At 33.3% G+C, this 22,883-nt stretch carries 21 protein-coding genes; 13 read left to right on the top strand and 8 right to left on the bottom strand.

Annotation, left to right across the window (positions count from 1 at the left end; translation table 11 throughout):
* Window positions 1-240: 240 nt before the first annotated feature.
* On the bottom strand, window positions 241-1,152 hold the full coding sequence (locus tag ACODSB_RS22495; RefSeq protein WP_488938663.1) for an alpha/beta hydrolase family protein: 912 nt from the start codon (window positions 1,150-1,152) through the stop codon (window positions 241-243).
* Window positions 1,153-1,423: 271 nt separating this feature from the next.
* Between ACODSB_RS22495 and ACODSB_RS22490 the strand changes: the two genes are divergently transcribed.
* The 4 genes from ACODSB_RS22490 to ACODSB_RS22475 all read left to right on the top strand — a co-directional run bounded on the left by ACODSB_RS22490 (window position 1,424) and on the right by ACODSB_RS22475 (window position 4,788).
* Window positions 1,424-1,720 (top strand): DUF493 family protein, encoded by a 297-nt coding sequence (locus ACODSB_RS22490; RefSeq protein ID WP_053472805.1) that lies wholly within the window; start codon window positions 1,424-1,426, stop codon window positions 1,718-1,720.
* Window positions 1,721-1,724: 4 nt separating this feature from the next.
* Window positions 1,725-2,438, top strand: coding sequence for a DUF4290 domain-containing protein (locus tag ACODSB_RS22485; protein ID WP_488938662.1), 714 nt, complete (start codon window positions 1,725-1,727; stop codon window positions 2,436-2,438).
* Between the two features lie 111 nt (window positions 2,439-2,549).
* Window positions 2,550-3,863: a UDP-N-acetylglucosamine 1-carboxyvinyltransferase gene (gene murA / locus ACODSB_RS22480; protein ID WP_488938661.1), complete on the top strand. Its 1,314-nt coding sequence runs from the start codon at window positions 2,550-2,552 to the stop codon at window positions 3,861-3,863.
* A 49-nt stretch (window positions 3,864-3,912) separates the two neighbouring features.
* Window positions 3,913-4,788, top strand: a complete 876-nt coding sequence (locus ACODSB_RS22475) for a cation diffusion facilitator family transporter (RefSeq protein WP_488938660.1) — start codon at window positions 3,913-3,915, stop codon at window positions 4,786-4,788.
* Window positions 4,789-5,019: 231 nt separating this feature from the next.
* Here ACODSB_RS22475 and ACODSB_RS22470 read toward each other — a convergent pair whose 3' ends face one another.
* The 3 genes from ACODSB_RS22470 to ACODSB_RS22460 all read right to left on the bottom strand — a co-directional run bounded on the left by ACODSB_RS22470 (window position 5,020) and on the right by ACODSB_RS22460 (window position 8,774).
* The gene (locus tag ACODSB_RS22470; RefSeq protein WP_488938659.1) at window positions 5,020-7,509 is read right to left on the bottom strand and encodes a DUF5686 and carboxypeptidase regulatory-like domain-containing protein; all 2,490 of its coding nucleotides are present in this window, start codon (window positions 7,507-7,509) and stop codon (window positions 5,020-5,022) included.
* Between the two features lie 184 nt (window positions 7,510-7,693).
* Window positions 7,694-8,107, bottom strand: a complete 414-nt coding sequence (aroQ, locus tag ACODSB_RS22465) for a type II 3-dehydroquinate dehydratase (RefSeq protein ID WP_053472800.1) — start codon at window positions 8,105-8,107, stop codon at window positions 7,694-7,696.
* 106 nt (window positions 8,108-8,213) lie between these two features.
* Window positions 8,214-8,774 carry a porin family protein gene (locus ACODSB_RS22460; protein ID WP_053472799.1) on the bottom strand — a complete coding sequence of 187 codons (561 nt, stop codon included), beginning with the start codon at window positions 8,772-8,774 and terminating at the stop codon, window positions 8,214-8,216.
* Between the two features lie 280 nt (window positions 8,775-9,054).
* On the opposite strand from ACODSB_RS22460, the gene ACODSB_RS22455 reads away from it, so the two are divergent.
* The 5 genes from ACODSB_RS22455 (at window position 9,055) to ACODSB_RS22435 (ending at window position 13,802) form a co-directional block, all read left to right on the top strand.
* The gene (locus ACODSB_RS22455; protein WP_053472798.1) at window positions 9,055-9,615 is read left to right on the top strand and encodes an outer membrane beta-barrel protein; all 561 of its coding nucleotides are present in this window, start codon (window positions 9,055-9,057) and stop codon (window positions 9,613-9,615) included.
* A gap of 192 nt (window positions 9,616-9,807) precedes the next feature.
* Window positions 9,808-10,392 (top strand): porin family protein, encoded by a 585-nt coding sequence (locus ACODSB_RS22450; protein WP_488938658.1) that lies wholly within the window; start codon window positions 9,808-9,810, stop codon window positions 10,390-10,392.
* A 147-nt stretch (window positions 10,393-10,539) separates the two neighbouring features.
* A complete protein-coding gene (locus ACODSB_RS22445) occupies window positions 10,540-11,163 on the top strand; it encodes a porin family protein (RefSeq protein ID WP_488938657.1) in 624 nt (207 codons plus the stop codon).
* A gap of 78 nt (window positions 11,164-11,241) precedes the next feature.
* Window positions 11,242-12,138 (top strand): site-specific tyrosine recombinase XerD, encoded by an 897-nt coding sequence (gene xerD / locus ACODSB_RS22440; RefSeq protein WP_488938664.1) that lies wholly within the window; start codon window positions 11,242-11,244, stop codon window positions 12,136-12,138.
* Between the two features lie 143 nt (window positions 12,139-12,281).
* Window positions 12,282-13,802 carry a PAS domain-containing sensor histidine kinase gene (locus ACODSB_RS22435; RefSeq protein WP_053472794.1) on the top strand — a complete coding sequence of 507 codons (1,521 nt, stop codon included), beginning with the start codon at window positions 12,282-12,284 and terminating at the stop codon, window positions 13,800-13,802.
* A 58-nt stretch (window positions 13,803-13,860) separates the two neighbouring features.
* On the opposite strand, the gene rny is transcribed toward ACODSB_RS22435, so the two are convergent.
* From rny to ACODSB_RS22420, 3 genes are all read right to left on the bottom strand, one after another.
* Window positions 13,861-15,423, bottom strand: a complete 1,563-nt coding sequence (rny, locus tag ACODSB_RS22430) for a ribonuclease Y (protein ID WP_053472793.1) — start codon at window positions 15,421-15,423, stop codon at window positions 13,861-13,863.
* A 208-nt stretch (window positions 15,424-15,631) separates the two neighbouring features.
* Window positions 15,632-15,925, bottom strand: a complete 294-nt coding sequence (locus ACODSB_RS22425) for a cell division protein ZapA (protein ID WP_012022231.1) — start codon at window positions 15,923-15,925, stop codon at window positions 15,632-15,634.
* Window positions 15,926-15,929: 4 nt separating this feature from the next.
* Complete coding sequence (locus ACODSB_RS22420; RefSeq protein WP_053472792.1) at window positions 15,930-16,220, bottom strand: hypothetical protein; 291 nt, start codon at window positions 16,218-16,220, stop codon at window positions 15,930-15,932.
* Window positions 16,221-16,399: 179 nt separating this feature from the next.
* Between ACODSB_RS22420 and ACODSB_RS22415 the strand changes: the two genes are divergently transcribed.
* The 4 genes from ACODSB_RS22415 to ACODSB_RS22400 are packed head-to-tail and all read left to right on the top strand — an operon-like array spanning window position 16,400 to window position 21,976.
* Window positions 16,400-18,082, top strand: coding sequence for a M23 family metallopeptidase (locus ACODSB_RS22415; RefSeq protein WP_488938656.1), 1,683 nt, complete (start codon window positions 16,400-16,402; stop codon window positions 18,080-18,082).
* A gap of 11 nt (window positions 18,083-18,093) precedes the next feature.
* Window positions 18,094-20,559: a TonB-dependent receptor gene (locus tag ACODSB_RS22410; protein WP_488938655.1), complete on the top strand. Its 2,466-nt coding sequence runs from the start codon at window positions 18,094-18,096 to the stop codon at window positions 20,557-20,559.
* Complete coding sequence (locus ACODSB_RS22405) at window positions 20,556-21,227, top strand: hypothetical protein (RefSeq protein ID WP_053472789.1); 672 nt, start codon at window positions 20,556-20,558, stop codon at window positions 21,225-21,227. Before ACODSB_RS22410 ends, ACODSB_RS22405 begins: the two co-directional genes overlap by 4 nt.
* Window positions 21,228-21,256: 29 nt before the next feature.
* Entirely contained in the window at window positions 21,257-21,976 is a 720-nt protein-coding gene (locus ACODSB_RS22400; protein ID WP_053472788.1) for a CREC-EF hand family protein, read from the top strand.
* Between the two features lie 195 nt (window positions 21,977-22,171).
* On the opposite strand, the gene ACODSB_RS22395 is transcribed toward ACODSB_RS22400, so the two are convergent.
* Window positions 22,172-22,873 (bottom strand): DUF2971 domain-containing protein, encoded by a 702-nt coding sequence (locus ACODSB_RS22395; RefSeq protein ID WP_053472787.1) that lies wholly within the window; start codon window positions 22,871-22,873, stop codon window positions 22,172-22,174.
* Window positions 22,874-22,883: the final 10 nt, after the last annotated feature.

Raw genomic sequence — 22,883 nt, 5'->3', positions numbered from 1 at the left:
GTTAAATATTGCTGTAAACTGGACTGAAGTCCAGCTCTACAATATGGATCGTTCCCTTCGGAACTAAATTGTGAAAAGATTTGTGGGTTTGTTAAATATTGTGGTAACTAAAGTCCAGCTCTACAATATGGGTCGTTCCTTAAGAACTAATTCGTAAGAGAGCCATAGGCTCGCCAAATATTGTAGGGCTGGACTTCAGTCCAGTTTATAATGTTGATTATTTCGGTATGATCAATTTTTTTAATCACAAAACAAATATTTCCCAGAACCTTTTCCTTTTTTAGAAGGAACAATCAAATGCGATTCAAATTTCTTTCCTTTTAAAACATCATTTACAAAATCCAGAACATATTGTTGACCGTCATGAAAAAGATAACCGGAGAATTCATGTCCGCCGCCGCAGAAGGTAATCAGCTCAGCATCTTTATGCAAATCCAGCATATGATTGTAAACCGCATACGATCCAAATAAAATTAACCAGCCTGATGCATTTGTTGGGCAGGAGCGATGAGAACCCGCACTATAAGGAACCGTATCGTCATTGCTGCCATGTGCCAATAACATAGGGATAGCTTTTTCTTTGGTAATCAAATTGATATCCTGAATAGCGCCCGAACCTCCGATAAATCCGGTATATTTAAAGTTTTCCGGCAAATTGCTTTTGTACAAATTCATTAATTTATAATCCCAAAACGAAGCATGAAAACCAATTTCTGCCCCAGCACTAATTCCCGAAATAAAGATTTTAGAAGAATCAAGATTATATTTATCAGCATTTTCGATTAAAAAAGAAGTAGCCTGCCACATATCGCTCACGCCAATTTGAATCGCTTTTATCTTTTCCGTTAAAATTCCCTTGCAGCCAAAATCTTTTCCTTTCATATATAAACTGTACGAAATGCTGGCAACCGCATAACCGTTTTCGGCCATAAACATTCCGAAGTTTTTTTCGCTCGTACGTTCTCCGCTAGAAAATCCGCCGCCAAAAGCAAACATAATTAGCGGAATTTTTTCGTTAGACTTTTTCTTTGGCAGATATAAATCTAAATCCAGTTTTAAAGTGTCGTTTTGGAAATAAGTTAAAGTTTTGACTTCTTGTGCCTGAATATTGTTGAATATAAATGCTATAAAAAATAAAAGGATTTTTTTCATTATAATGGGTTTTAATCTCGTAAAGTTGCAGATTCGCAAAGTATTTCAAATATAAAGGTTTGCCACGAATTACACGAATTTTCACGAATTTTAATTTTAAAATTAATGAAAAGCCAGCAAAATTGAGGAAGATATTCACACCAATATAATTAGTGTAAATTAGTGAAATTCGTGGCAAAAAATCTACAGCTTCTCCAATGAAAAAAATCTGAAATCTAAAATCTGAAATCTGAAATCAAAACCGTATATTTGCGTTTATTTTTAATTACGAATGGAGAACGATAAAGAAAAAAATACCGCCGAATTTTTCGAAAGATTAAAAGTCGAATTAGATAACGCAAATACTTGGCCAGCAGAATATTTGTACAAATTCATTGTGCCTTCTGTAGGCGATAATGTTGAACGTGTTGAAAAAGCTTTTGACAGAATGGGCGCGGTTATTAAAACAACAAAATCAAAAACCGGTAAATTTACCAGTGTTTCTGTAGATGTTACCATGAACAGCTCTGATGAGGTGATTGGTAAATACAAAGAAGTATCTACAATAGAAGGGATAGTTTCATTATAAACTTATGGTCGAAAAATATAAAAAAGAAGTCGCAAATGACGTTGTGTATAATTTAGAATATAATTCTGAAAGACAACGTTTGATTATTCCGGAGTACGGTCGTCATTTACAAAAACTGATCGATCAGGCTACTGCAATCGAAGATGATGAAACACGCAACAAAGCTGCGAAATATATCATTCAGGTTATGGGAAGCTTAAATCCGCATTTGCGTGATGTGCCGGATTTTCAGCATAAATTATGGGATCAGCTTTTTATTATGTCTGATTTTAAATTGAATGTTGAGTCTCCGTACCCAATTCCTTCAAGAGATGTACTGCAGTTAAAACCAGATGTTTTACAATACCCACAGAATTTTCCAAAATATAGATTTTACGGAAACAATATCAAATACATGATTGATGTTGCCAATAAATGGGAAGATGGCGAAATGAAAAATGCATTGGTTATGGTAATTGCCAACCACATGAAAAAATCATTTTTGAGCTGGAACAAAGACACAGTAAAAGACGATGTTATTTTTGAGCATTTATATGAATTGTCCGGAGGAAAAATAAACTTGCTGCACAGTACAGAAGAACTGTTGAACACAACAGATTTAATGCGTACAAACAAACGTGTGTCAAACAAAATTGCACCTGCAGGACAACCTAAAATTCAAAACAACAAAAACAATAATAAAGGCGGCAAACCTAAAACTTTTCAAAAAAAACAATAATCAGAAGTAAAGGCTCTAAGTTACTAAGATGCTAAGTAGCTAAGTTTTTTTCTTAGAATCTCAGAATCTTAGGATCTTAGGATCTTAGAAGAAGAACCTTAAAAAAAATCTATGGGAATTTTTAAAATCGAAGGAGGAACTCCTTTAAAAGGAGAAATCACTCCGCAAGGAGCAAAAAATGAGGCATTACAAATTTTATGTGCCGTGCTTCTAACAGGAGAGAAAGTAAGAATTAATAACATTCCTGATATTATAGACATCAATAAATTAATCACTTTATTGGGTAATTTAGGTGTAAAAATCCAACGCAATGAACCGGGTTCGATTACGTTTCAGGCCGATGAGGTTAATGTTGGATATTTAGAAACAGAAGCTTTCAAAAAAGAAGGTGGAGCGCTTCGTGGTTCTATTATGATTGTTGGACCGCTTTTGGCTCGTTTCGGAAAAGGATATATTCCAAAACCGGGAGGAGATAAAATTGGCCGTCGTAGATTAGATACTCACTTTGAAGGTTTTATTAACCTTGGAGCAAAATTCAGATATAACAGAGAAGATCACTTTTACGGAGTAGAATCTCCAGCAGAAGGATTACAAGGAACAGATATGCTTCTTGATGAAGCTTCTGTAACTGGAACAGCAAACATTGTAATGGCTGCGGTTTTGGCAAAAGGACAAACAACAGTTTACAACGCTGCATGTGAGCCTTACTTACAACAGTTATGCAAAATGCTGAACTCTATGGGAGCTAAAATCACTGGAGTTGGTTCTAACTTATTAACTATCGAAGGTGTTGAAAGCCTTGGTGGATGCGAGCACAGAATCCTTCCTGATATGATCGAAATTGGTTCTTGGATTGGTCTTGCAGCTATGACAAAAAGCGAAATCACGATCAAAAATGTTAGCTGGGAAAATTTAGGTTTGATCCCAAATACATTTAGAAAATTAGGAATTACAATAGAAAAACGTAACGATGATATTTACATTCCGGCTCACAAAGACGGATATGAAGTAAAAACAGACATCGACGGATCTATCTTAACTATTGCAGATGCGCCTTGGCCAGGATTTACACCTGACTTATTAAGTATTGTTTTAGTTGTAGCAACACAAGCAAAAGGAGATGTTTTGATTCACCAAAAAATGTTCGAAAGCCGTTTGTTTTTCGTAGATAAATTAATCGACATGGGAGCAAAAATCATGTTATGTGACCCGCATAGAGCTGTGGTTATGGGGCATAATTTCGAATCTCAATTAAAAGCAACTACGATGTCTTCTCCTGATATTCGTGCGGGAATTTCATTATTGATTGCGGCGCTTTCTGCTAAAGGAACAAGTACAATTCAAAATATCGAACAAATTGACCGTGGATATGAGCGTATCGACGAGCGTTTAAGAGCTATTGGAGCAAAAATTGTAAGAGCATAAAAATTATTTGCCACGAATTAAATTCATGGCGAAAAAATAATTTTCTATAATGACAGATGAAAAAAAAGCTATAAAAGCTACTATTTTTAGTATAGTCGGAAACACCTGCTTGGCCTTGATAAAAGGTTTGGCAGGTTTTTTTGGCAATTCATACGCCTTGATTGCAGATGCAATCGAGTCAACAGCAGACATATTTTCGTCCTGTTTGGTCTTATTCGGAATCAAATATTCTAATAAACCGGCAGATGAAAATCATCCTTACGGTCACGGCCGTGCAGAACCTTTAATTACCTTTTTGGTAGTTGGTTTTTTAATTACTTCGGCTACGATTATTGGGTACGAAAGTATTGCCAATATTCAATCGTCGCATGATTTGCCTAAATCCTGGACATTATATGTTTTAGGAGCTATAATTCTTTGGAAAGAGTATTCGTATCGTTTAGTAATGAAACGAAGCAAGGAAACCAATAGTTCGTCTCTTGCCGCCGACGCCTGGCACCATCGTAGTGATGCTATAACTTCAGTTGCAGCATTTATCGGAATTTCGATTGCACTGATTATGGGAAAAGGTTACGAATCTGCAGATGACTGGGCAGCTCTTTTTGCTGCTTTTTTTATCCTATATAACTGTTATAAAATTTTCAGACCTGCACTTGGCGAAATCATGGATGAAAACATGAACGATGATTTAGTAGAAGAAATTCGTGTAAAAGCACTGACAGTTCCCGGAATTCTTGGAACTGAAAAATGTTTCATCAGAAAAGCCGGAATGCGATACCATGTCGATCTTCACGCCATTGTATCAGCTGAAATTTCAGTAAAAAAAGGACATGATTTATCTCATAAATTACAAGATACTCTAAAAGAAAAAATTCCGCAGTTAGGAAATGTTTTGATTCATATTGAACCAGATGATTATCATTGAGATTCTAAGTTACTAAGGTTCTGAGATACTAAGATTCTAAGCTTTCTTTTAGGAATTTAATCTGATTTTTGTCAGGCTGAGCGAAGTCGAAGCCCTTCAAAGTTTATCAAGTTTCAAACAAAAATCCGCTTATTTGTAGTCTGCTTTCTCGCAGATTTGGCAAATAAGCGGATTTTTTATTATTATTTTAAATGCTTAATTAAAAAGAAAAAAACTTAGAATCTTAGCATCTTAATTAAAAACATTCAAAATCTTCAACCCAAACACAACACCATTTTGCTGAATTCCGCCTTGATAAGAATGTACATAATCAACTCTAAATAATTTAAATTTCCCGAAACCTAAATTGTCTAAACCAACTGTAAATTCGGTATAAGGTTTACGATCCGGAATTGCCAGCGAATGAAAACCAAGATTCATCGTTGATTTTAAAAGATTCAAAAGTGGAATTTTATTCGTTACAAATCCCATATCATTGTGTTCTAAATGCATTTCAAAATAACTGTCGTTTGTGCTATTGTCATAATACGGCATTAAGTTGAAAACATTTAAATAACGATCGCTGGTACCAATGTGAGTTTGGTTTCCGTTAAAATGTCTGTAATCTATAAAAGAAATATTTTCGGCATTAAAGAATTTACCTGCTCTAAAATTCATTCCTAAAACACCTTTATTATTTAATTTTAAATCATATTGAACAGCTGCGCCAATTCTTTCAAATTCGTATTTTTTTTCGCTTGCGGCAAATGCCTTTTCAAAAGCTAAAAATACGGTTGGATATTTTTCATCTTTAAAATTATATCTTCCGTCAGGTCTTGAAATATATTTGTTTCCAAAATTAATTCTGGCCGTCAAATTAGCTTTCATTAAATGATGCTGATCAAAAGCAGGTGTGTTGAAGTCATTCGGCGCAAGCGGATTATTTGACGAATAAATATCATCCCTTTTAAAGAACGAATAATCAGTTGTATTAAAAAGAGGTTTTCTTTGTTCGTAAGCTACCCTTGCGTTTAAGTTTAATCCGTTTGCAACATCTTGCGCATAGTTAATTTGAGCAAATTCCAAATTATACAATTTCATATAATTGTCTTTAAAAAACAAAGAGCTTACAGAATTGATCAATTTGCTAATAGGTTCAGCACTATTAAATTGCTCCGTTTTTGTTCCTCCCGAAGCCGAAATCGTGGCATAATTAATAGTATTAAATCGGTGGCTGAATTCGCCAATAACACGCAGACGTTCATCAGAAAAACCATAATTGAAATCTGTACTTATCGAAGTGCTTTTTCCTTTTTCTTCATTCCATTTTTTAAATGAAAATCCAGTTCCCAGATTAAATCCCTGAACCGTATTAAAACTTAAAGAAGTTGGACTTAGCAAACCGTCAAATTTAAAAGAGTATTTCTTAAACGTATTTTTATAATCGTAACCGCCAAGGATATCTAAAATCTTAAACTTATTATCTTTTGCATCAATAGAATCGGTATATTTTTTAGATTTTCTGATAACTTGTAAGCTGTCTTTTTTGGTGTAATCTGCACTTTCTTCGAGCGTTAACGGAATCGGACGAATTTCATTCCAAAATGAATCATCTTTTTTATTGGCATTCAAATCAAAAGCTACAATTTCATTTCCAAAAGTTTTCTTGGCAAACGATTCCGGAAATTCATAATTGGAATAAACATAATTAAACTGACCCGAAAATTTTATACCAAAACCACCCGCATTAAACGAAAGCGTCTGTGCATTTTTTGACCAGATTTTGTTTTTTGCATTATAACTAAAGCTTTGTTTTAAATTCATTACTTCAGTAAATTCATTTTTCATTCGGTAGCCTTTAATATCGAAATCAACGGCATAAATGGCAAAACTATCATCGACAATGTAAATATAACCTTCAAAAACAGGTTCTTTATCTCGTTTTGGAGTTACTTTAATTTTGTAAATCTGCTGTTTATTATCATCATAAAAACTTCCTTCCAGTTTGTATTTATAATAGCTGAAAGCGTTATTAGCAATAGGAGAGATAAGATTTACATCAAATTCTAATGTGTTGTCGTAAAAATCGTAAGTTGATAAAGCGGCAGTATTATAGCTGAAACCTTTATTGTTTCCGGAGATTTTGGAGGCGATAATAGTTTCTTTTAATTTATCTGGTTTTTGATAAGAAACTTTCGAAATAGTTTCAGATAAATATAAAATCCCAGTTCCGGTTGAATCTAAGTTAGAAGATAAATCCGGGCCAAGATCTACTTTTTGACCTAATATTTTTTTAGGTAAATCTTTTACTTTTAAAATTCCTTTCGAATAAAAATCGGCAGTAAAGCGAGCTGTTTTTTCGGAGTTCTCTTTTCTGTTTGCAATCGCATTTTTTATGATGGCATTTGCAGGATTGTTTTTAGGATCAATAACAACTTCATTTAATTCAAAACTTTCTTCCTGCATTTTCACATCTAAAGTTACTATTTTGGAATCTGCAGGAACCGTTATTTTCTGAGTCTTAAATCCCAGATATTGAAAAACGATTCTGTTTTCACCAATTTCTTTTACCTGCAATTGATATTGTCCTTGTTCATTTGAAGTAGTTCCGCGATAGGTATTCTCTTCAAAAATAGAAACAAACGGCAGCGGATTCCCTTTTTCGTCGGTTATAGTTCCTTTGATTTGGGCAAAATTGGAAATCGATAAAAATAAAAAGGCGAATAAAATATAGTTTTTCATGAAAGTGGTTTCTCTTACAAAAATAAAAGAAGTTGAAAATGAGCTTATTAATAATTTGTTAAATTGTAATAAGGAAAATCAAAGTCGTTTGTCAGGCTGAGCAATTTTCCAACTGTCAGGCTGAGCGAAGTCGAAGCCCCTCACGAGCTATAAGTGCTTCGACTTCGCTCAGCGTGACAATATCTTATAAAAAAGACTGAATCGCCAATTCGTAACTTTTTAATCCAAACCCTAAAATAACACCTTTTGCATTTCCAGACAAATACGACTGATGTCTGAAACTTTCACGCGCATAAGTATTAGAAATATGCACTTCGATAACAGGAGTTGTAACCGCTTTCATAGCGTCGCCTAAACCTATAGAAGTATGAGTGTAAGCGCCGGCGTTTAGAATAATTCCGTCAAATGAAAAACCAACATCCTGAATTTTTCCAATCAATTCTCCTTCAATATTACTTTGGTAATACGAAAGTTCAATGCTTGGAAATTTTTGTTTCAACGTTTCAAAGTAATCTTCAAAAGTCTGACTTCCGTAAACTTCGGGTTCACGTTTTCCTAAAAGATTCAAATTTGGTCCGTTGATAATGCAGATTTTCATATTTAAAATTGTTTATTGAAATATTGCTATTGCAATTGAATTGTGTAAAAATAAAAAAACCGATCTAATTAATAGACCGGTTTTTATAAAAGTATGTGATATATTTTTAGAACATGAATCCAGCTGAGAGTTGAAATACAGAGTTTTTAAGATCGGCTTTAGATGAAACTTCAGTCAATCCAAATCCGTAACGACCTTGAATGAAGATTCCTTCAGTAATTTTTAATCCAAGTCCAGCATTGATAGCGAAGTCGAAAGTTTTAGGGTCTTGAGCATCGAATTCTTCTTTATTGCTTAATAAAAATGAAGCTTGAGGACCAACTTCTAAACTTAATGATTTAGTCATATATATTTTAGCCATCACAGGAATAGATAAGTATCCTAATTCGTTTTTAAATTCTCCTAATGCATTTTTATAGCTTGCACCTTGTGTTGAATACAACAATTCAGGCTGAATAGAAAATTTTTCTAATAGTTTTAATTCTGCAACTAAACCTGCGTGATAGCTCGTAATTCCATCCTTGCTATAGTCTATTCCGTCAAAACTCGCATCTCCGGTTTGATTTGCAAAGTTAACCCCTGCTTTAACTCCAATTTTTAATAATTGTGCCTGAATCGTAGCTGTTGTTGCAATGAACAATACAGCTGCTAAAAGTATTTTCTTCATAAAAAATGTTTTTAGTTTGGTATTTAAATGTTATTCTTTTAATTCAAAACTACATTATTTTGATTTTATTGTTTTATATACTGCATGATAAATTTATTAAAATTCTCACATTTTTTCAAATTCACTAAGTTTAAATGATTTTTTTTTGGACAAATGAACTGGAAATTAATTGGTTATTTGAAAATCCATTTTGTCTTATTTTAATACTTTAATTACTTTTTGGGGTTATTTTTTGGTAAGTATAATCTTAGTTTTGGATTGTAATTAAAAAAATAAAAACATGAAAAAAGTAATTTTAACTGCTATTGCAGTCTTAGGATTTGTATTTGCAAATGCGCAAACAACGGGTTTCTCTAAAGGAGATGTATTTGTTTCAGGAGCTTTCAATGTAGGTTCTCAAAAAACTGGAGATTTTAAATCAAGTGATTTTACTCTTGTTCCAAGTGCTGGTTATTTTGTAACTGAAAATATAGCCATTGGAGCAAAATTAGGTTTTAGTACATCGAAAGAAGGAGATGACAAAACTAATAACTTTACAGTAGGAGCTTTTGGTAGATACTATTTTACTCCAGCTTCTCAATTCTCAGTTTATGGTCAGGCTGGATTTGATTACATGAACTCAAAAGAAAAACCTAGTGATTTTAAATCAAACACAATTGGTGGGAACATTGGTTTAGGTATGAGCTATTTCTTGTCTAATCATTTTGCTATCGAAGCTACTTGGATTGGTTTAGGTTATTATGTTGACAACAACGGTGGTCATGGAGCAGAGAAAACTAATACTTTTGGTCTTGGAACAGATTTAAGAGATGTAAGTTTTGGAGTTGTTTACAAATTCTAAAAGAAAATATTTTTAGTTAGTTTTTTTAAAAGCTTCCTCATTTTTGAGGGAGCTTTTTTCTTTTCATTTAAAAGCAAATTCACCTTGTCTTAACAATTTGTATGCTTATTACTATTTTTTTTGTTAAAATCCAAGCGGTTATTTATGAAGAATATTTTTATATTTGATCATTAATAACCCAAAACAACTTTTATGAAAAGAATTATTTTAGCTGCTATTGCAGTAATGGCATTTGGATTTACTAATGCACAACAAACTAGATTTGGTGTAAAAGGAGGTCTTAACCTTTCAAATTGGGCAGGCGGAGACGTTGAAGATACTAAATCTTTAGTAGGTTTCCATGTTGGAGGATTTGCCGAAATTAAAATCATTGAAAAATTAGCAATTCAGCCAGAACTTTTATTCTCTACTCAAGGAACTAAAATTGATGGTGGTTCATTTTTTGGAGATTTTGATGTTAAAACGAATTATTTGAATATTCCTGTTTTAGCTAAATATTACATTGTAGAAAAATTTAGTGTTGAAGCGGGTCCACAACTTGGAATTTTGCTATCTGCAAAATCTGAAGGTGAAGATGTTAAAGATGCATTCAAAACTGTAGATTTTGGATTTAACTTAGGAGCTGGATATAATTTCACTGATAATCTTTCAGTTAATCTTCGTTACACAATTGGTTTGTCTCCTCTTGCTGATGACGCAGATATTGAAGATGAAGGTGATTATTATGACAGTGCAAAAAATAGTAACCTTGCACTTTCGTTAGCTTATAAATTCTAATCAGAATTTTAAAATATTCTAAAACCTCCCAAAAACGGGAGGTTTTTTTATGCATGAAATTTAATATTAAAATGTTTTAACAACACTTATATTTTGATAAGTAAATTTTTATATTTGGCTAAATTATTTTTAACCAAAAACAAAAAAATGAAAAAAGTTATCTTATCTGCAATTGCAGTTATGGCATTTGGTATGGCAAATGCACAAGACGTAAAATTTGGTCTTAAAGGAGGTTTAAATGTTTCTAATTTTTCTGGTGATACAGAAGGAATTGATTTTAAATCTCGATTCGGGTTTAACGTTGGGGGATTTGTAGAAATTAAATTCTCTGAGAAATTTGCCTTACAACCTGAAGTTTTATATTCTACACAAGGTGCAAAAGTTGACAATTTTAATCTGGATGTTGACGGAATAGGCACTGTTAATGCTGATGTTGCCTTTAACCTTGCTTATATAAATGTTCCTGTAATGTTTAAATATTTTGCTGCAGAAAAGTTCTCACTAGAGGCTGGTCCGCAAATTGGATTTTTAGTTTCTGCAGAAACTAAGACAAAGGTAGACGGTTACGGAAGTAGTAAAGTTGATATTAAAGATAACTTTGAATCAATTGATTTTGGATTGAATTTTGGAGCTGGATATGATTTTACAGAAAACTTCTCTGCTGGTGTAAGATATAATTTGGGATTAGCGAATATTGCTAAAACTGAAGAAGGAGATGACTCGAAAGTTCATAACGGAGTTTTCTCATTATCTGCGGCATATAAATTCTAATCTGAATTTTTTAAATACTTAAAAACCTTCCAGAAATGGAAGGTTTTTTTATGCTCAAAAATGTTTTACTTTGTAAATATGAAATGGAACAATTATATAAAAGACTATCAATCGTATCTGCGAATAGAAAGAAGTTTGTCTAAAAATACAATTGAAAACTATAGCTTTGATATTGAGCGGTTATGTCTTTTTTTAGAAACCAATCAAATTGATGTTTCGCCTATAAAAATTACGGATGAAACCATTCAGCAGTTTATATATTCGGTTTCAAAAGAAGTAAATCCGCGTTCTCAGGCGAGGATTATTTCTGGTTTGAAAAGTTTTTTTAATTATTTGGTTTTTGAAGATTATCGAAATGACAGTCCGCTAGAATTAATCGAAAGCCCCAAAACCGGACGAAAACTTCCCGATACATTATCCATAAAAGATATTGATGCACTTATCGCAGCCATTGATTTAAGCAGTAATGAAGGAGAACGAAATCGTGCTATTTTGGAAACATTATATGGCTGTGGACTTCGGGTTTCTGAATTGGTTTCACTCAAAATATCAGATTTATTTTTTGACGAAGGTTTTATAAAAATTACCGGAAAAGGAAATAAAGAACGTTTTGTGCCCATTGGAAAATTAACTAAAAAATACATTGAAATCTATCAGGACGAGATTAGGGTACATCTCAATATTAAAAAAGGCTGTGAAGATACTTTGTTTCTAAACCGCAGAGGAAACCAGTTAACGCGCGCCATGATTTTTACGATTATAAAAGATTTGGCGGTAAAAATTGGTTTAAACAAAAATATAAGCCCACATACTTTACGCCATTCCTTTGCAACGCATTTACTGGAAAATGGTGCCGACTTAAGATCTATTCAATTAATGCTGGGACATGAATCTATTACAACAACAGAAATTTATGTACACCTGGACAGAAGTTTCCTGACAGAAGTAATGCATTCGTATCATCCGCGGAAGTAATTTTTTGGGAAGTGTCTGGTTTTTTTACGCCAAAAGTTATAACTTGGTATCACATTTGTATTCAAAAGGAAGTAAATTAAAAGGATTTTGAGGATTTTTTTAACTCAGATCCAGTAAGATATTATTTACTTAAATAGCGACATATGATTTTTGATTTGTACAGTAATGAAGACTGCATGGAAGTAAATAATTTTTACAGAAAATTATTTGCCGAAATGCCAGATTTGCTTTTTCAATTTGTTATAGATACTCATAATCATTATACTTTTCCTCTAGTCAGTAAATCAGTTGATGAAATTTTTGAACTTTCCTTCAAAGAATTTACAGACGATATTAAACACATTATTTACGAACGGGTTTTTGAACAGGACAGAGAAAAATTTTTTCAGTCCCTTGTAAAAGCACGTAAAGAAATTGTGCCTTGGGAATTAGAATTCAGGTCTGTTTTACCAAAAAAAGGATTGCGCTGGTTTAGGGTTTCTGCAAAAACAGAATTATCTTCTGATGGAAAAGTTAGTTTTTTTGGACATATTTCTGATATTACCGATTTAAAAGACAAAGAAGAAAAACTCCGTATTTCTGAAGAACGTTTCCAGTTTGCACTTGATGCATCAACAGTGGGAATCTGGGATTGGGATATGGTTACGAATAATGTTTTTTATTCTTCACTCTCCTTAAAAATCTTAGAATTAGAATCGGCAGATATTTTTGACGACCCGGAACGCTGGGATAAAATTGTGCATCCTGACGATCTTCCAAAATATTATTCAGACATTAAAGAACATTTTGATAATAAGATTCCGTATTATGAAAATTACCATCGTGTAATGACGTCAAGCGGTAATTATAAATGGATTCTGGATAGAGGTAAAGTCATAAAACGGGATGAAAACGGTAAACCATTACGCGTTATTGGAACACACACAGACATTTCTCTTCAAAAGGAAAAAGAACTGGAACTTTTAAAAACAATGAAATTGTACAGCGACCAAAATAGTCGGTTGTTAAACTTTTCGCATATTGTTTCGCATAATTTAAATACACAGGCAGGAAACATAAAATCGATTTTAGATTTTATTGATGAAGATGGAGATAAAGCAACTGTTGGTGAAATGCTGGAACATCTTCGTACGGTTTCAAATGATTTAAATGAAACGATTTCTAACTTAACGCAAATTGTAAAAACGCAGAGTAATATTAATATCGCTGTAGAGCCTTTAAAACTTTGTGAATATATTGAGAAAACGGTCGCGACTATAAAAGGGTATGATAAACAGAAAAAAGTTACAATTGTAAATAATGTTCCGCAATACCTGACCATTAATTTTAATCCGGCTTATCTTGAAAGTGTCTTGCTCAATTTTACCACAAATGCTATAAAATATGCACATCCGGATCGGGATCCGCTCATTGTATTTGATTTTGGAATCGAACCAGAAGGTTATAAATCTTTAAAAATTACAGATAACGGTTTAGGAATCGATTTAAAAGTCTACGGTGAATTATTATTCGGAATGTATAAAACGTTTCATAAACATGAAGAAGCACGCGGAATAGGCTTGTATATTACCAGAAACCAAATAGAAGCGATGAAAGGAACCGTTTCTGTAGAAAGTGAAGTTGGAGTAGGGACGAGCTTTAAAATCGTTTTTAACGATCTCTAAATAGTTAATAAAGGCTGTCAAATGACAGCCTTTTTAATTTTATATAATAGAAAGAGAATTATTTAGCAATGTTCACTGCTCTTGTTTCTCTAATTACAGTAACTTTTACCTGACCCGGATAAGTCATTTCTGTTTGGATTTTTTGTGAAATCTCAAAAGATAGATTTGCAGCATTATCATCAGAAACTTTTTCGCTTTCTACAATAACACGTAATTCTCTACCAGCCTGAATTGCATAAGCATTTTTCACACCGCTAAATCCGTAAGCTACATCTTCAAGATCTTTCAAACGTTGAATGTATGAATCTAAAACCTGACGTCTTGCACCTGGTCTTGCACCAGAAATAGCATCACAAACCTGAACGATTGGTGATAATAATGATTTCATTTCAATCTCGTCGTGGTGCGCACCAATAGCGTTGCAAACCTCTTCTTTTTCGCCGTATTTCTCAGCCCACTGCATACCTAATAATGCGTGTGGTAAATCACTTTCTGTATCTGGAACTTTACCAATATCGTGAAGTAAACCTGCTCTTTTTGCCAGTTTTACATTCAAGCCTAATTCAGCTGCCATGATACCGCAAAGTTTAGAAACTTCTCTAGAGTGTTGTAATAAGTTTTGTCCGTAAGAAGAACGGTATTTCATTCTACCTACAACTTTAATTAATTCAGGATGTAAACCGTGAATTCCTAAATCGATCACAGTACGTTTTCCAACTTCGATAATTTCATCATCAATTTGTTTAGCCGTTTTAGCAACAACCTCTTCAATTCTTGCAGGGTGAATACGTCCGTCAGTAACTAATTTGTGTAAAGACAAACGGGCAATTTCTCTACGAACCGGATCAAAACAAGAAAGGATAATAGCTTCCGGTGTATCATCAACGATAATTTCAACTCCCGTTGCAGCTTCAAGCGCTCTAATGTTACGACCTTCACGTCCAATAATTCTTCCTTTTACATCGTCAGATTCAATGTTGAATACAGAAACGCAGTTTTCAACTGCTTCTTCCGTCCCAACTCTTTGAATGGTGTTGATGATAATTTTTTTAGCTTCTTGCTGAGCTGTAAGTTTAGCTTCTTCAATGGTTTCCTGAATGTGAGACATAGCTTTGCTTTTAGCTTCGGCTTTTAAACCTTCCACTAATTGCTCTTTTGCTTCTTCTGCAGAAAGTCCTGAAATAACTTCAAGCTGCTGCAATTGACTTTTGTGTAATTTGTCAACTTCAGCTTGTTTTTTATCTAAAACTTCAATTTTGTTATTGTATTCTTCTGTTTTAGCTTCAAAATCGTCGTTTACTTTTTTAGCTTTAGAAAGCTCGTTAGAAATCTGAGATTCTTTATCACGTACGCGTTTTTCTACTTCGGCTACTTTTTTATCGCGTGCCAGAATAACTTGTTCGTGTTCCGATTTTAATTCGATAAAACGTTCTTTTGCCTGAAGGATTTTATCTTTTTTTATGTTTTCAGCTTCTAAATTAGCATCTTTTAAAATGGAAGCTGCTTCTTTTTTAGCATTTTTGATTAGGTTTGAAATATTGCTTTTCTCGATGATTTTAGCTATTGCAAAACCTGCCGCAATACCTACAATACCTGAAATAATGATCGTTATGATGTCCATGTTTGTTAGGGTTTATATATAAAAAAAGCCTACATTAATTGCTTGTATAAACTCGTAAAGACAAGTTTTGAGCTAACTCACTGTTCAAGTTTCCCGGTCAAAGCTGGGCATACTATAGTAGCGACGATTTGCTCATTCTAAATTGTTAGTGTTGAGTTTACCAATTGTGAACTAATGTAGGCAGTATCTTAGTTTATGTAAAGAACGTTTAATTTTCGAGATATTGATCTAAAAGCGAATTTAATCTTTTAATTCTTTCAATGGTTTCTTCGCCATCGATTGCGTTATCAATTTGTTTTTGTTCCACCTGCGATGCAAATTGCAGTGCACACATGGCTAATACATCTTGTTTATCGCGAACTGCGTAACTTTCTTCGAATTGCTTGATCATAGCATCAATTTTTTTTGAAGCGCTTCTAAGGCCTTCTTCCTGAGCGGGTTCAACCGTTAATGGGTAAACGCGGTCGGCAATTGATATTTTAATTCTAAGCTTTCCGTCCATGTTTCTAATCTGATAATTGCGCTATACAGTAATCAATTTCGCGAATTAATGAATTTATTTTAAGCTTTGTCTCTCTCTTGTTATTGTCGCTGCCAAGCAACGAATTGGCTATCTTAAGTGTTTCATATTGCTTTTTCAAAGCTTCCATTTCTTCAGATTGTTTCTGGATAATTTGCACCGCTTTGTCTAATTCTAATCGTAATTCCTGATTATTTTTTTCCAGGCCTTTTGATTTTTCAAAAAGCTTCTCGACTTTATATTCAAGAGTATCAATTATTTCGGCAATTACACTCATTATAAATCCTATTCATTACTTAATCATACAAAGTTAGTATTCCTTTTTATTAATGCAATTTTTTCTCGATTTTTTTGCATTAAAAATAGACAAATAAATGAATTTCAATCAATTGTGTTTTTGTGAGATTTTCTTCGGTTTTTACCTGTTAATTTTTTATCTTAGCAAAAATGTAACCCATGAAATTTTCAATATTAGCTCTTTTCTTTTGCCCTTTTCTATTCGCTCAGACACAATATCCTAAAGATTATTTTCGTCCGCCGCTGGATATCCCTATGCAGCTTTCGGGGAATTTTGGAGAGTTAAGACCCAATCATTTTCATGCTGGTTTTGACTTAAAAACGAATCAAAGAGAAGGATTAAACGTGTATGCGATTGCTGACGGCTATGTGTCAAGGATTAAAATTTCGACTTTTGGAAACGGAAAATGTATTTATATCACGCATCCAAATGGGTATACTTCTGTTTACGGACATTTGCAGACAACCCTTGGGCCAATTCAGGATTATGTAAAAAAAACGCACTATAAAGAAAAGGCTTATGAAATTGAAATGTTACTAAAACCAGATGAACTTCCGGTTACAAAAGGACAATTAATCGCGCTTTCAGGAAATACCGGATCTTCAGAAGGGCCGCATCTTCATTTTGAAATTCGTGATACCAAAACTGAGTTTGTCATCAACCCGATTTTCTTTGGCTTTGACCAAAATATTAAAGATACCAAGAAGCCAACATTGTCGAGTTTATACGTTTATCCATTAGATAATGCAACAGTTAACCAGTCAAAACAGCCGTTACTTGTAAACATGACGCTTCAAAAAGACGGAACTTATCTTGCTTCGAAAGTAAAGACAAACGGAAAAATTGGTTTTGGAATTAATGCCTCAGATACTGATGATGTTTCTTTTAATAAAAATGGGGTTTTTAATGTTTCAACATTTTTAAACGGAAATCAGAATTATAATTATCAGTTCAATACGTATTCATTTGATGAAATGCGTTACATAAATGCTTTCATCGATTATCCGCGATATAAAAAGACGAGCCAGCGCGTGCAGAAACTTTTCATGAAAACACCTTTTGCGTTGAGTATTATAAAAACAGATTCACTGAGAGGGATAATTTCGGCAGTGCCAAATCTGACTTCTAATTATAGAATTGAAGTTTCAGATTATTTCGGAAATCAAAATTCAATTTCAGTGCCAATTGAATATGATTTGGAAACACCGCTTGTTCCAGCAGAAACTGTCACATCAAAATATTTTGTTCGTTATAATAAAGATTCCAATTTTGAGAAAGATAATATGTCAGTTTTCTTTCCTGCCGGAACTTTTTACGAAGATTTTAATTTAAATTTTGATGTAAAAAACAACAAAATTTATATTCATGATGATACCGTTCCGGTGCATTCTAATTTTACAATTACTATAAAAGATACCGTTTATCCGGAATCTTTAAAGGATAAGCTTTATATAGGAAAAGGTACAAGCTATAACGGAACTCTTAGAAAAGGGGACATTTTTACTACCAAAGCCAAAATATTAGGAACGTATGGTTTGGTTCTCGATACGATTGCTCCGGTTATAAAAATCACAAAACCTGTTGAAGGAAAATGGATCAGCGATCAGAAAAAAATTGAGTTTACAATTGGTGATTCTCTGTCTGGAATAAAGTCGTACAATGGATATTTAAACGGAAGCTGGGTTTTATTTGAATATGAAAATAAAAACAGAAAAATTACACATACTTTTGATGATCAATATTTGACAGAAGGAGAAAACTTTTTAAAAATGGAAGTAGTTGATAATGTAGGAAATTCTACTATCTTTGAAACTCATTTTTTTAGAAGTCAACAAAAATAAAACCCAAATCTTTGAATAAAAACAGGTTAATATTCGCTTTACTTTTCTTGTGCTTTACTTGTATTTCATTTGCTCAAAATGCTCATGTAAAAGGTATTATTTTAGATAATGAAAATCATCCTGTTTCGAATGTCAATATAACTTCGGGCAAAAATAACACACAATCTGATGCAAATGGTTTTTTTGAAATTGATGTAATTTCGAATAAAAAGGCCTCAATTGTTTTTACACACATCTCGTTAAAAATGATCAGCCTTACGGTTACTTTAAAACCAAATGAAGTTTTTGTTTTTAATCCTGTAATGAATAATTCTCAAGAACAAATGGGAGAAGTTTTTGTTTCTTCCCGAAATAAAAAACGAGTTCAGGGAATTACCACTATAGAAACTGCCACTATAAAAAAGATTCCGGGAGCAAATGCTGGTATCGAAAATATTCTAAAAACACTTCCCGGCGTAAATTCAAATAATGAACTAAGTACACAATATGCCGTAAGAGGTGGAAATTATGACGAAAATTTAGTCTACGTAAACGAAGTCGAAGTTTACCGTCCGTTTTTAATTCGTTCAGGTCAGCAGGAAGGATTGAGTTTTACCAATACAGATTTGGTTCAGAATGTGGATTTCTCGGCCGGAGGATTTCAGGCAAAATTTGGAGATAAATTATCATCTGTTTTAGATATTACTTATCGAAAACCAACTCAGTTTGGAGCTTCGTTTGAAGCAAGTTTTTTAGGCGGAAGCGCTTCTGTAGATTTAGTTTCGAAAAATAAAAAATGGTCGGCTGTGACCGGAGTTCGTTATCGTAATAATAGTTTATTGGTAAACAGTCAAGATACGCAGACGAACTACACGCCAACTTTTGCTGATATTCAAACCAATATAAATTATGATATTTCTGAAAAATGGCAGATTAGCTTTTTAGGGAATATTTCGCAGAATAAATATTTATATCAGCCTTTAACCCGCGAAACCAAATTTGGAACCATCGATCAGCCAATGGCTTTGGCAGTTTATTATGAAGGTCAGGAAAAAGATCAGTACGATACTTATTTTGGAGCTTTTAAAACAACTTATAAAGTTTCGCCTTCGCTGACTTTAAAGTTTATCGGTTCGTTGTTTCATACTACAGAAAAAGAACATTTTGATATTTTAGCGCAATATCGTTTAGGAAATGTGAATGCAGAAAATCCAACAGATGCATCCTCAATTGATTTTACACGCGGAATTGGTTCGCAGTTGAATCACGCCCGAAATGATTTAGATGCGTTAATTGCCAATATGGAAATTAAAGGTTCTAAAGAATGGCAGGAAAGTCAGCTTGAATTTGGGTTAAAATATACACGAGAATCTATTCGTGACAGAGTTGTAGAGTGGGAGATGATCGATTCAGCAGGATTTTCTATAAATCCGCCGCTGGTTATTCTGCCAGAAAACAATCAGCCGTATTCGCCTTATACAGGCCCGCTTTTACCTTATCAGGATATTCGAGCAACAAATTTTAATACGATCAATAGATTTTCCGGTTATGCACAATGGAACAAACAATCTGAATTGGGTTCAAGCCAAATTTGGTATCATGTTGGAGCTCGTTTTCAAAGCTGGAATGTTACTGGAGCTATTGAAGAAGGAAAAAATCAGTTTGTAGTAAGTCCGCGTGCGCAGTTTGCCATAAAACCGGATTGGGATCGTGATATGGTTTTCAGGATTTCGGGAGGATTATACCATCAGCCGCCATTTTACAGGGAACTTCGTGATCTGGATGGCGTTGTAAATCCAAATGTAAAAGCGCAGGAAGCAGTTCATGTTGTGTTAGGAAATGATTATAATTTTAAAATGTGGAATCGCCCTTTTAAATGGGTAACGGAACTTTATTATAAATCCCTTTCGGATGTAAATGTGTATTCAATTGATAATGTCCGTATTCGATATGTGGCCAATAACAATGCTAAAGCTTATGCACAAGGTTTAGATTTTAGATTAAACGGAGAATTTGTACCGGGAACAGAATCGTGGGTAAGTTTCGGATATTTAAAAACAGAAGAAAACTACGAAAACAAAGGTTATATCGCTCGTCCGACAGATCAGCGTTTAAAATTTGCAATGTTGTTTCAGGATTATATGCCGAATATTCCAAGTGTAAAAGTTTATCTTAATATAGTTTATAATACTGGTTTGCCAGGCGGCGCTCCAGCATATTCTGATCCTTATTTATATCAAAACAGATTAAATGATTATAGAAGGGCTGATATTGGTTTTGCCAAAGTTTTTGTAGACAGCAGCACGCAGGGCTCAAAAACAAGCTGGTTAAAAAACTTCAAAGAATTAGCTGTTGGGCTGGAAATCTTCAATCTTTTCAATAATCAAAATGCTATTACAAATACCTGGGTTCGCGATGTGTATTCTAAAAACCAGTACGCGATTCCAAATTATATGACTTCAAGGGTTTTTAATATAAAACTGAATGCGAGACTATGATCGCAAAACGTGAAAAAAGAAAGAAGATTTTTTACGTTCCGGGAATGATTTCTTTGGTTTTAATTCCTTTGTTTTGTTTTTATCATTTTTATAAAGTCGATGCCTTTAAGGTTTATGGAGCAATAGATTTATCATTGCCAAATAAAGGAGATTTTGAAAAGTATAAAGTCGAGACTCTAAGGAAATATAAAGTTTATAAGTTTAGTGGTAATGAATTTGAGGATAAGAAGAAGCTTAATGAAATGAGGTTTTATCTTAGAAAATTAAGAAAAGAGAAAGATACTATAAACGGAATTAAATTGCAGTATAATTCAAAAACAAATTACGATACTTTTATTAGAACTCTTGATATTTTGACAATAGAAAAAGCTCCGACCTGGGGAATATTTGATGATGATATATATGTAATTGCCAATAGTAATACACCAAAAAAGACCAAAAAGGATACTATTGAATATCATAGAATGAATTGTGGTACAGGAGAATTAATGAGGCAGCAGGCGTATTGGGAACAGAAAAACAGAAAAGAAGAAGAAGCACGTGCTTTTCAGGTTACTTTTTTTGCTCAGAAATGGCAGTTAATCTTCTGTGGCTATTTCGGACTTATTCTTCTTAACATCTTTACACTAGTAAAATTCAATAAAAACCAAAATTACAATCAAAAATAGTATATTTGATAATTGAATATAATTTGTCGATGAAAAAGTACTTTAAATATATAGCCTTAGCAATTGTTGGAACATTAATTAGCTGTCGTGAAGAAGTTAAAAAGCCAAAAGTAAGTTACGATGTGTCAAATAAAGTAAGTGTTACAAAAACAGATTCGACTCAGATTGAAGTTGCTGATCTGCCTATTCAAATGGAAGGAACAGATTACCTGATTCATCCGGTTGGGGATTTAAGGGTTTTTGAAAGAGGCTCAAAAGCACGTTATGGATCTTCAAGCGTAAACGATGTAAGTTTTACAATCTCTAACTTAGGCGAATATGAAATTACGGGATATTTACAAAACCTGAAATTTCAAAAAACAGATTCAGATTCGATTCATGCTTTATCAGATAAACCTGTTTTAATTTTAACAGCAACGTATTTAAAAACCGTTGCAGATAAAACTAAAAATAAGGTTATGGTGTATACTCTAACAGATTCTGATACCAACAAAGACGGAAAAATTGATACCAGCGACATTAAAACTTTATATTTAAGTGATATAAGCGGAGAAAACTTCACTAAAGTCTCAGCAGATCTTCAGGAATTAGTTGACTGGAATTTAATTGAATCTAAAAACCGTTTGTATTTTAGAACTATTGAAGATACGAACCAAAACGGTCAATTCGATAAAAACGATGTTTTACACTATAATTATATCGACTTAGCTTCTAAAAAATGGGAAGTGAAGAGCTACAAGCCCATCTAAAGGGTTTAGCCACAGATTACACAGATTAAAGTGATTTTTTTTTCGCCACGAATTACACAAATTTCCACAAATTAAATTGAATTAAAATTCGTGGAAATTTGTGTAATTCGTGGCGGACTTTTTTAATTCTTTTCATCTGTGTAATCTGTGGCTAAAAAAAACTTAGAATCTTAGCATCTCAGAACCTTAGAGCCTTTATATCAATATATCGCTTTCTAAGTCAGATTTTTCGATTTCAAAACCAAATTCGAGGCGTTCAACCAATTCGATTACCAGTTTTTTATACCAGTTTTCAGATTTTGGGTGAATGTAAATTTTCTCAATCAATTGATTAATATCAACATTAATTTTTATTCCGTCATTTAGTTTGATGCCGCTTTTTGAAGTATCGGTAAGAATACGCACTTCACGTTCGTATTGAAAACTTTTTCTTTTGAATAAAAAAGGAAAGAACAAATCCTCAAACGGAATATATTCTTTTTTATAATCGATGTAGTTTACTTCACCAATATACTGGTCAAAATTATTCTCAGGCTTTAAAGCTTTTTGCAATCTGCCAATTGTAGACTGAATCGCTAAACCTTCGCTGTTTTGAGTAAATATCTGCCACATGGCAAACGATTCATATTCATTAATATGCCAGCTGCTTACGGCAACCTGCTCACGATGCGTTTTATAATAATTTAAAAAGTCGGGATTATCGACGGCGAGCTTTTTAATCTCTTCATAAGTTGGCTCGCTAAAAGTACCTTCATATTGATCTTCAAACTTGTCAGATCGCGACATGAACAGTTTTTTAGAAAGCAGTAAATCAAGAAATTTAGATAGGTCAAGATATTTCCAAACAATAGTATCAGGATCTTCTGGTAGTTTGATGTTGGGGTTGTTAAGATACATTTTCCATAAG

The organism is Flavobacterium sp. FG68 (genome assembly GCF_057808895.1).
The sequence above is the reverse complement of the archived record's forward strand: the minus strand, read 5'-3'. Positions and strand labels throughout refer to the sequence as shown.

Coding starts and splice junctions, on each gene's coding strand:
- ACODSB_RS22495 (WP_488938663.1), bottom strand. CDS start 1,152: ATGAAAAAAATCCTTTTATTTTTTATAGCATTTATATTCAACAATATT.
- ACODSB_RS22490 (WP_053472805.1), top strand. CDS start 1,424: ATGGAGAACGATAAAGAAAAAAATACCGCCGAATTTTTCGAAAGATTA.
- ACODSB_RS22485 (WP_488938662.1), top strand. CDS start 1,725: ATGGTCGAAAAATATAAAAAAGAAGTCGCAAATGACGTTGTGTATAAT.
- murA (WP_488938661.1), top strand. CDS start 2,550: ATGGGAATTTTTAAAATCGAAGGAGGAACTCCTTTAAAAGGAGAAATC.
- ACODSB_RS22475 (WP_488938660.1), top strand. CDS start 3,913: ATGACAGATGAAAAAAAAGCTATAAAAGCTACTATTTTTAGTATAGTC.
- ACODSB_RS22470 (WP_488938659.1), bottom strand. CDS start 7,509: ATGAAAAACTATATTTTATTCGCCTTTTTATTTTTATCGATTTCCAAT.
- aroQ (WP_053472800.1), bottom strand. CDS start 8,107: ATGAAAATCTGCATTATCAACGGACCAAATTTGAATCTTTTAGGAAAA.
- ACODSB_RS22460 (WP_053472799.1), bottom strand. CDS start 8,774: ATGAAGAAAATACTTTTAGCAGCTGTATTGTTCATTGCAACAACAGCT.
- ACODSB_RS22455 (WP_053472798.1), top strand. CDS start 9,055: ATGAAAAAAGTAATTTTAACTGCTATTGCAGTCTTAGGATTTGTATTT.
- ACODSB_RS22450 (WP_488938658.1), top strand. CDS start 9,808: ATGAAAAGAATTATTTTAGCTGCTATTGCAGTAATGGCATTTGGATTT.
- ACODSB_RS22445 (WP_488938657.1), top strand. CDS start 10,540: ATGAAAAAAGTTATCTTATCTGCAATTGCAGTTATGGCATTTGGTATG.
- xerD (WP_488938664.1), top strand. CDS start 11,242: ATGAAATGGAACAATTATATAAAAGACTATCAATCGTATCTGCGAATA.
- ACODSB_RS22435 (WP_053472794.1), top strand. CDS start 12,282: ATGATTTTTGATTTGTACAGTAATGAAGACTGCATGGAAGTAAATAAT.
- rny (WP_053472793.1), bottom strand. CDS start 15,423: ATGGACATCATAACGATCATTATTTCAGGTATTGTAGGTATTGCGGCA.
- ACODSB_RS22425 (WP_012022231.1), bottom strand. CDS start 15,925: ATGGACGGAAAGCTTAGAATTAAAATATCAATTGCCGACCGCGTTTAC.
- ACODSB_RS22420 (WP_053472792.1), bottom strand. CDS start 16,220: ATGAGTGTAATTGCCGAAATAATTGATACTCTTGAATATAAAGTCGAG.
- ACODSB_RS22415 (WP_488938656.1), top strand. CDS start 16,400: ATGAAATTTTCAATATTAGCTCTTTTCTTTTGCCCTTTTCTATTCGCT.
- ACODSB_RS22405 (WP_053472789.1), top strand. CDS start 20,556: ATGATCGCAAAACGTGAAAAAAGAAAGAAGATTTTTTACGTTCCGGGA.
- ACODSB_RS22400 (WP_053472788.1), top strand. CDS start 21,257: ATGAAAAAGTACTTTAAATATATAGCCTTAGCAATTGTTGGAACATTA.
- ACODSB_RS22395 (WP_053472787.1), bottom strand. CDS start 22,873: ATGTATCTTAACAACCCCAACATCAAACTACCAGAAGATCCTGATACT.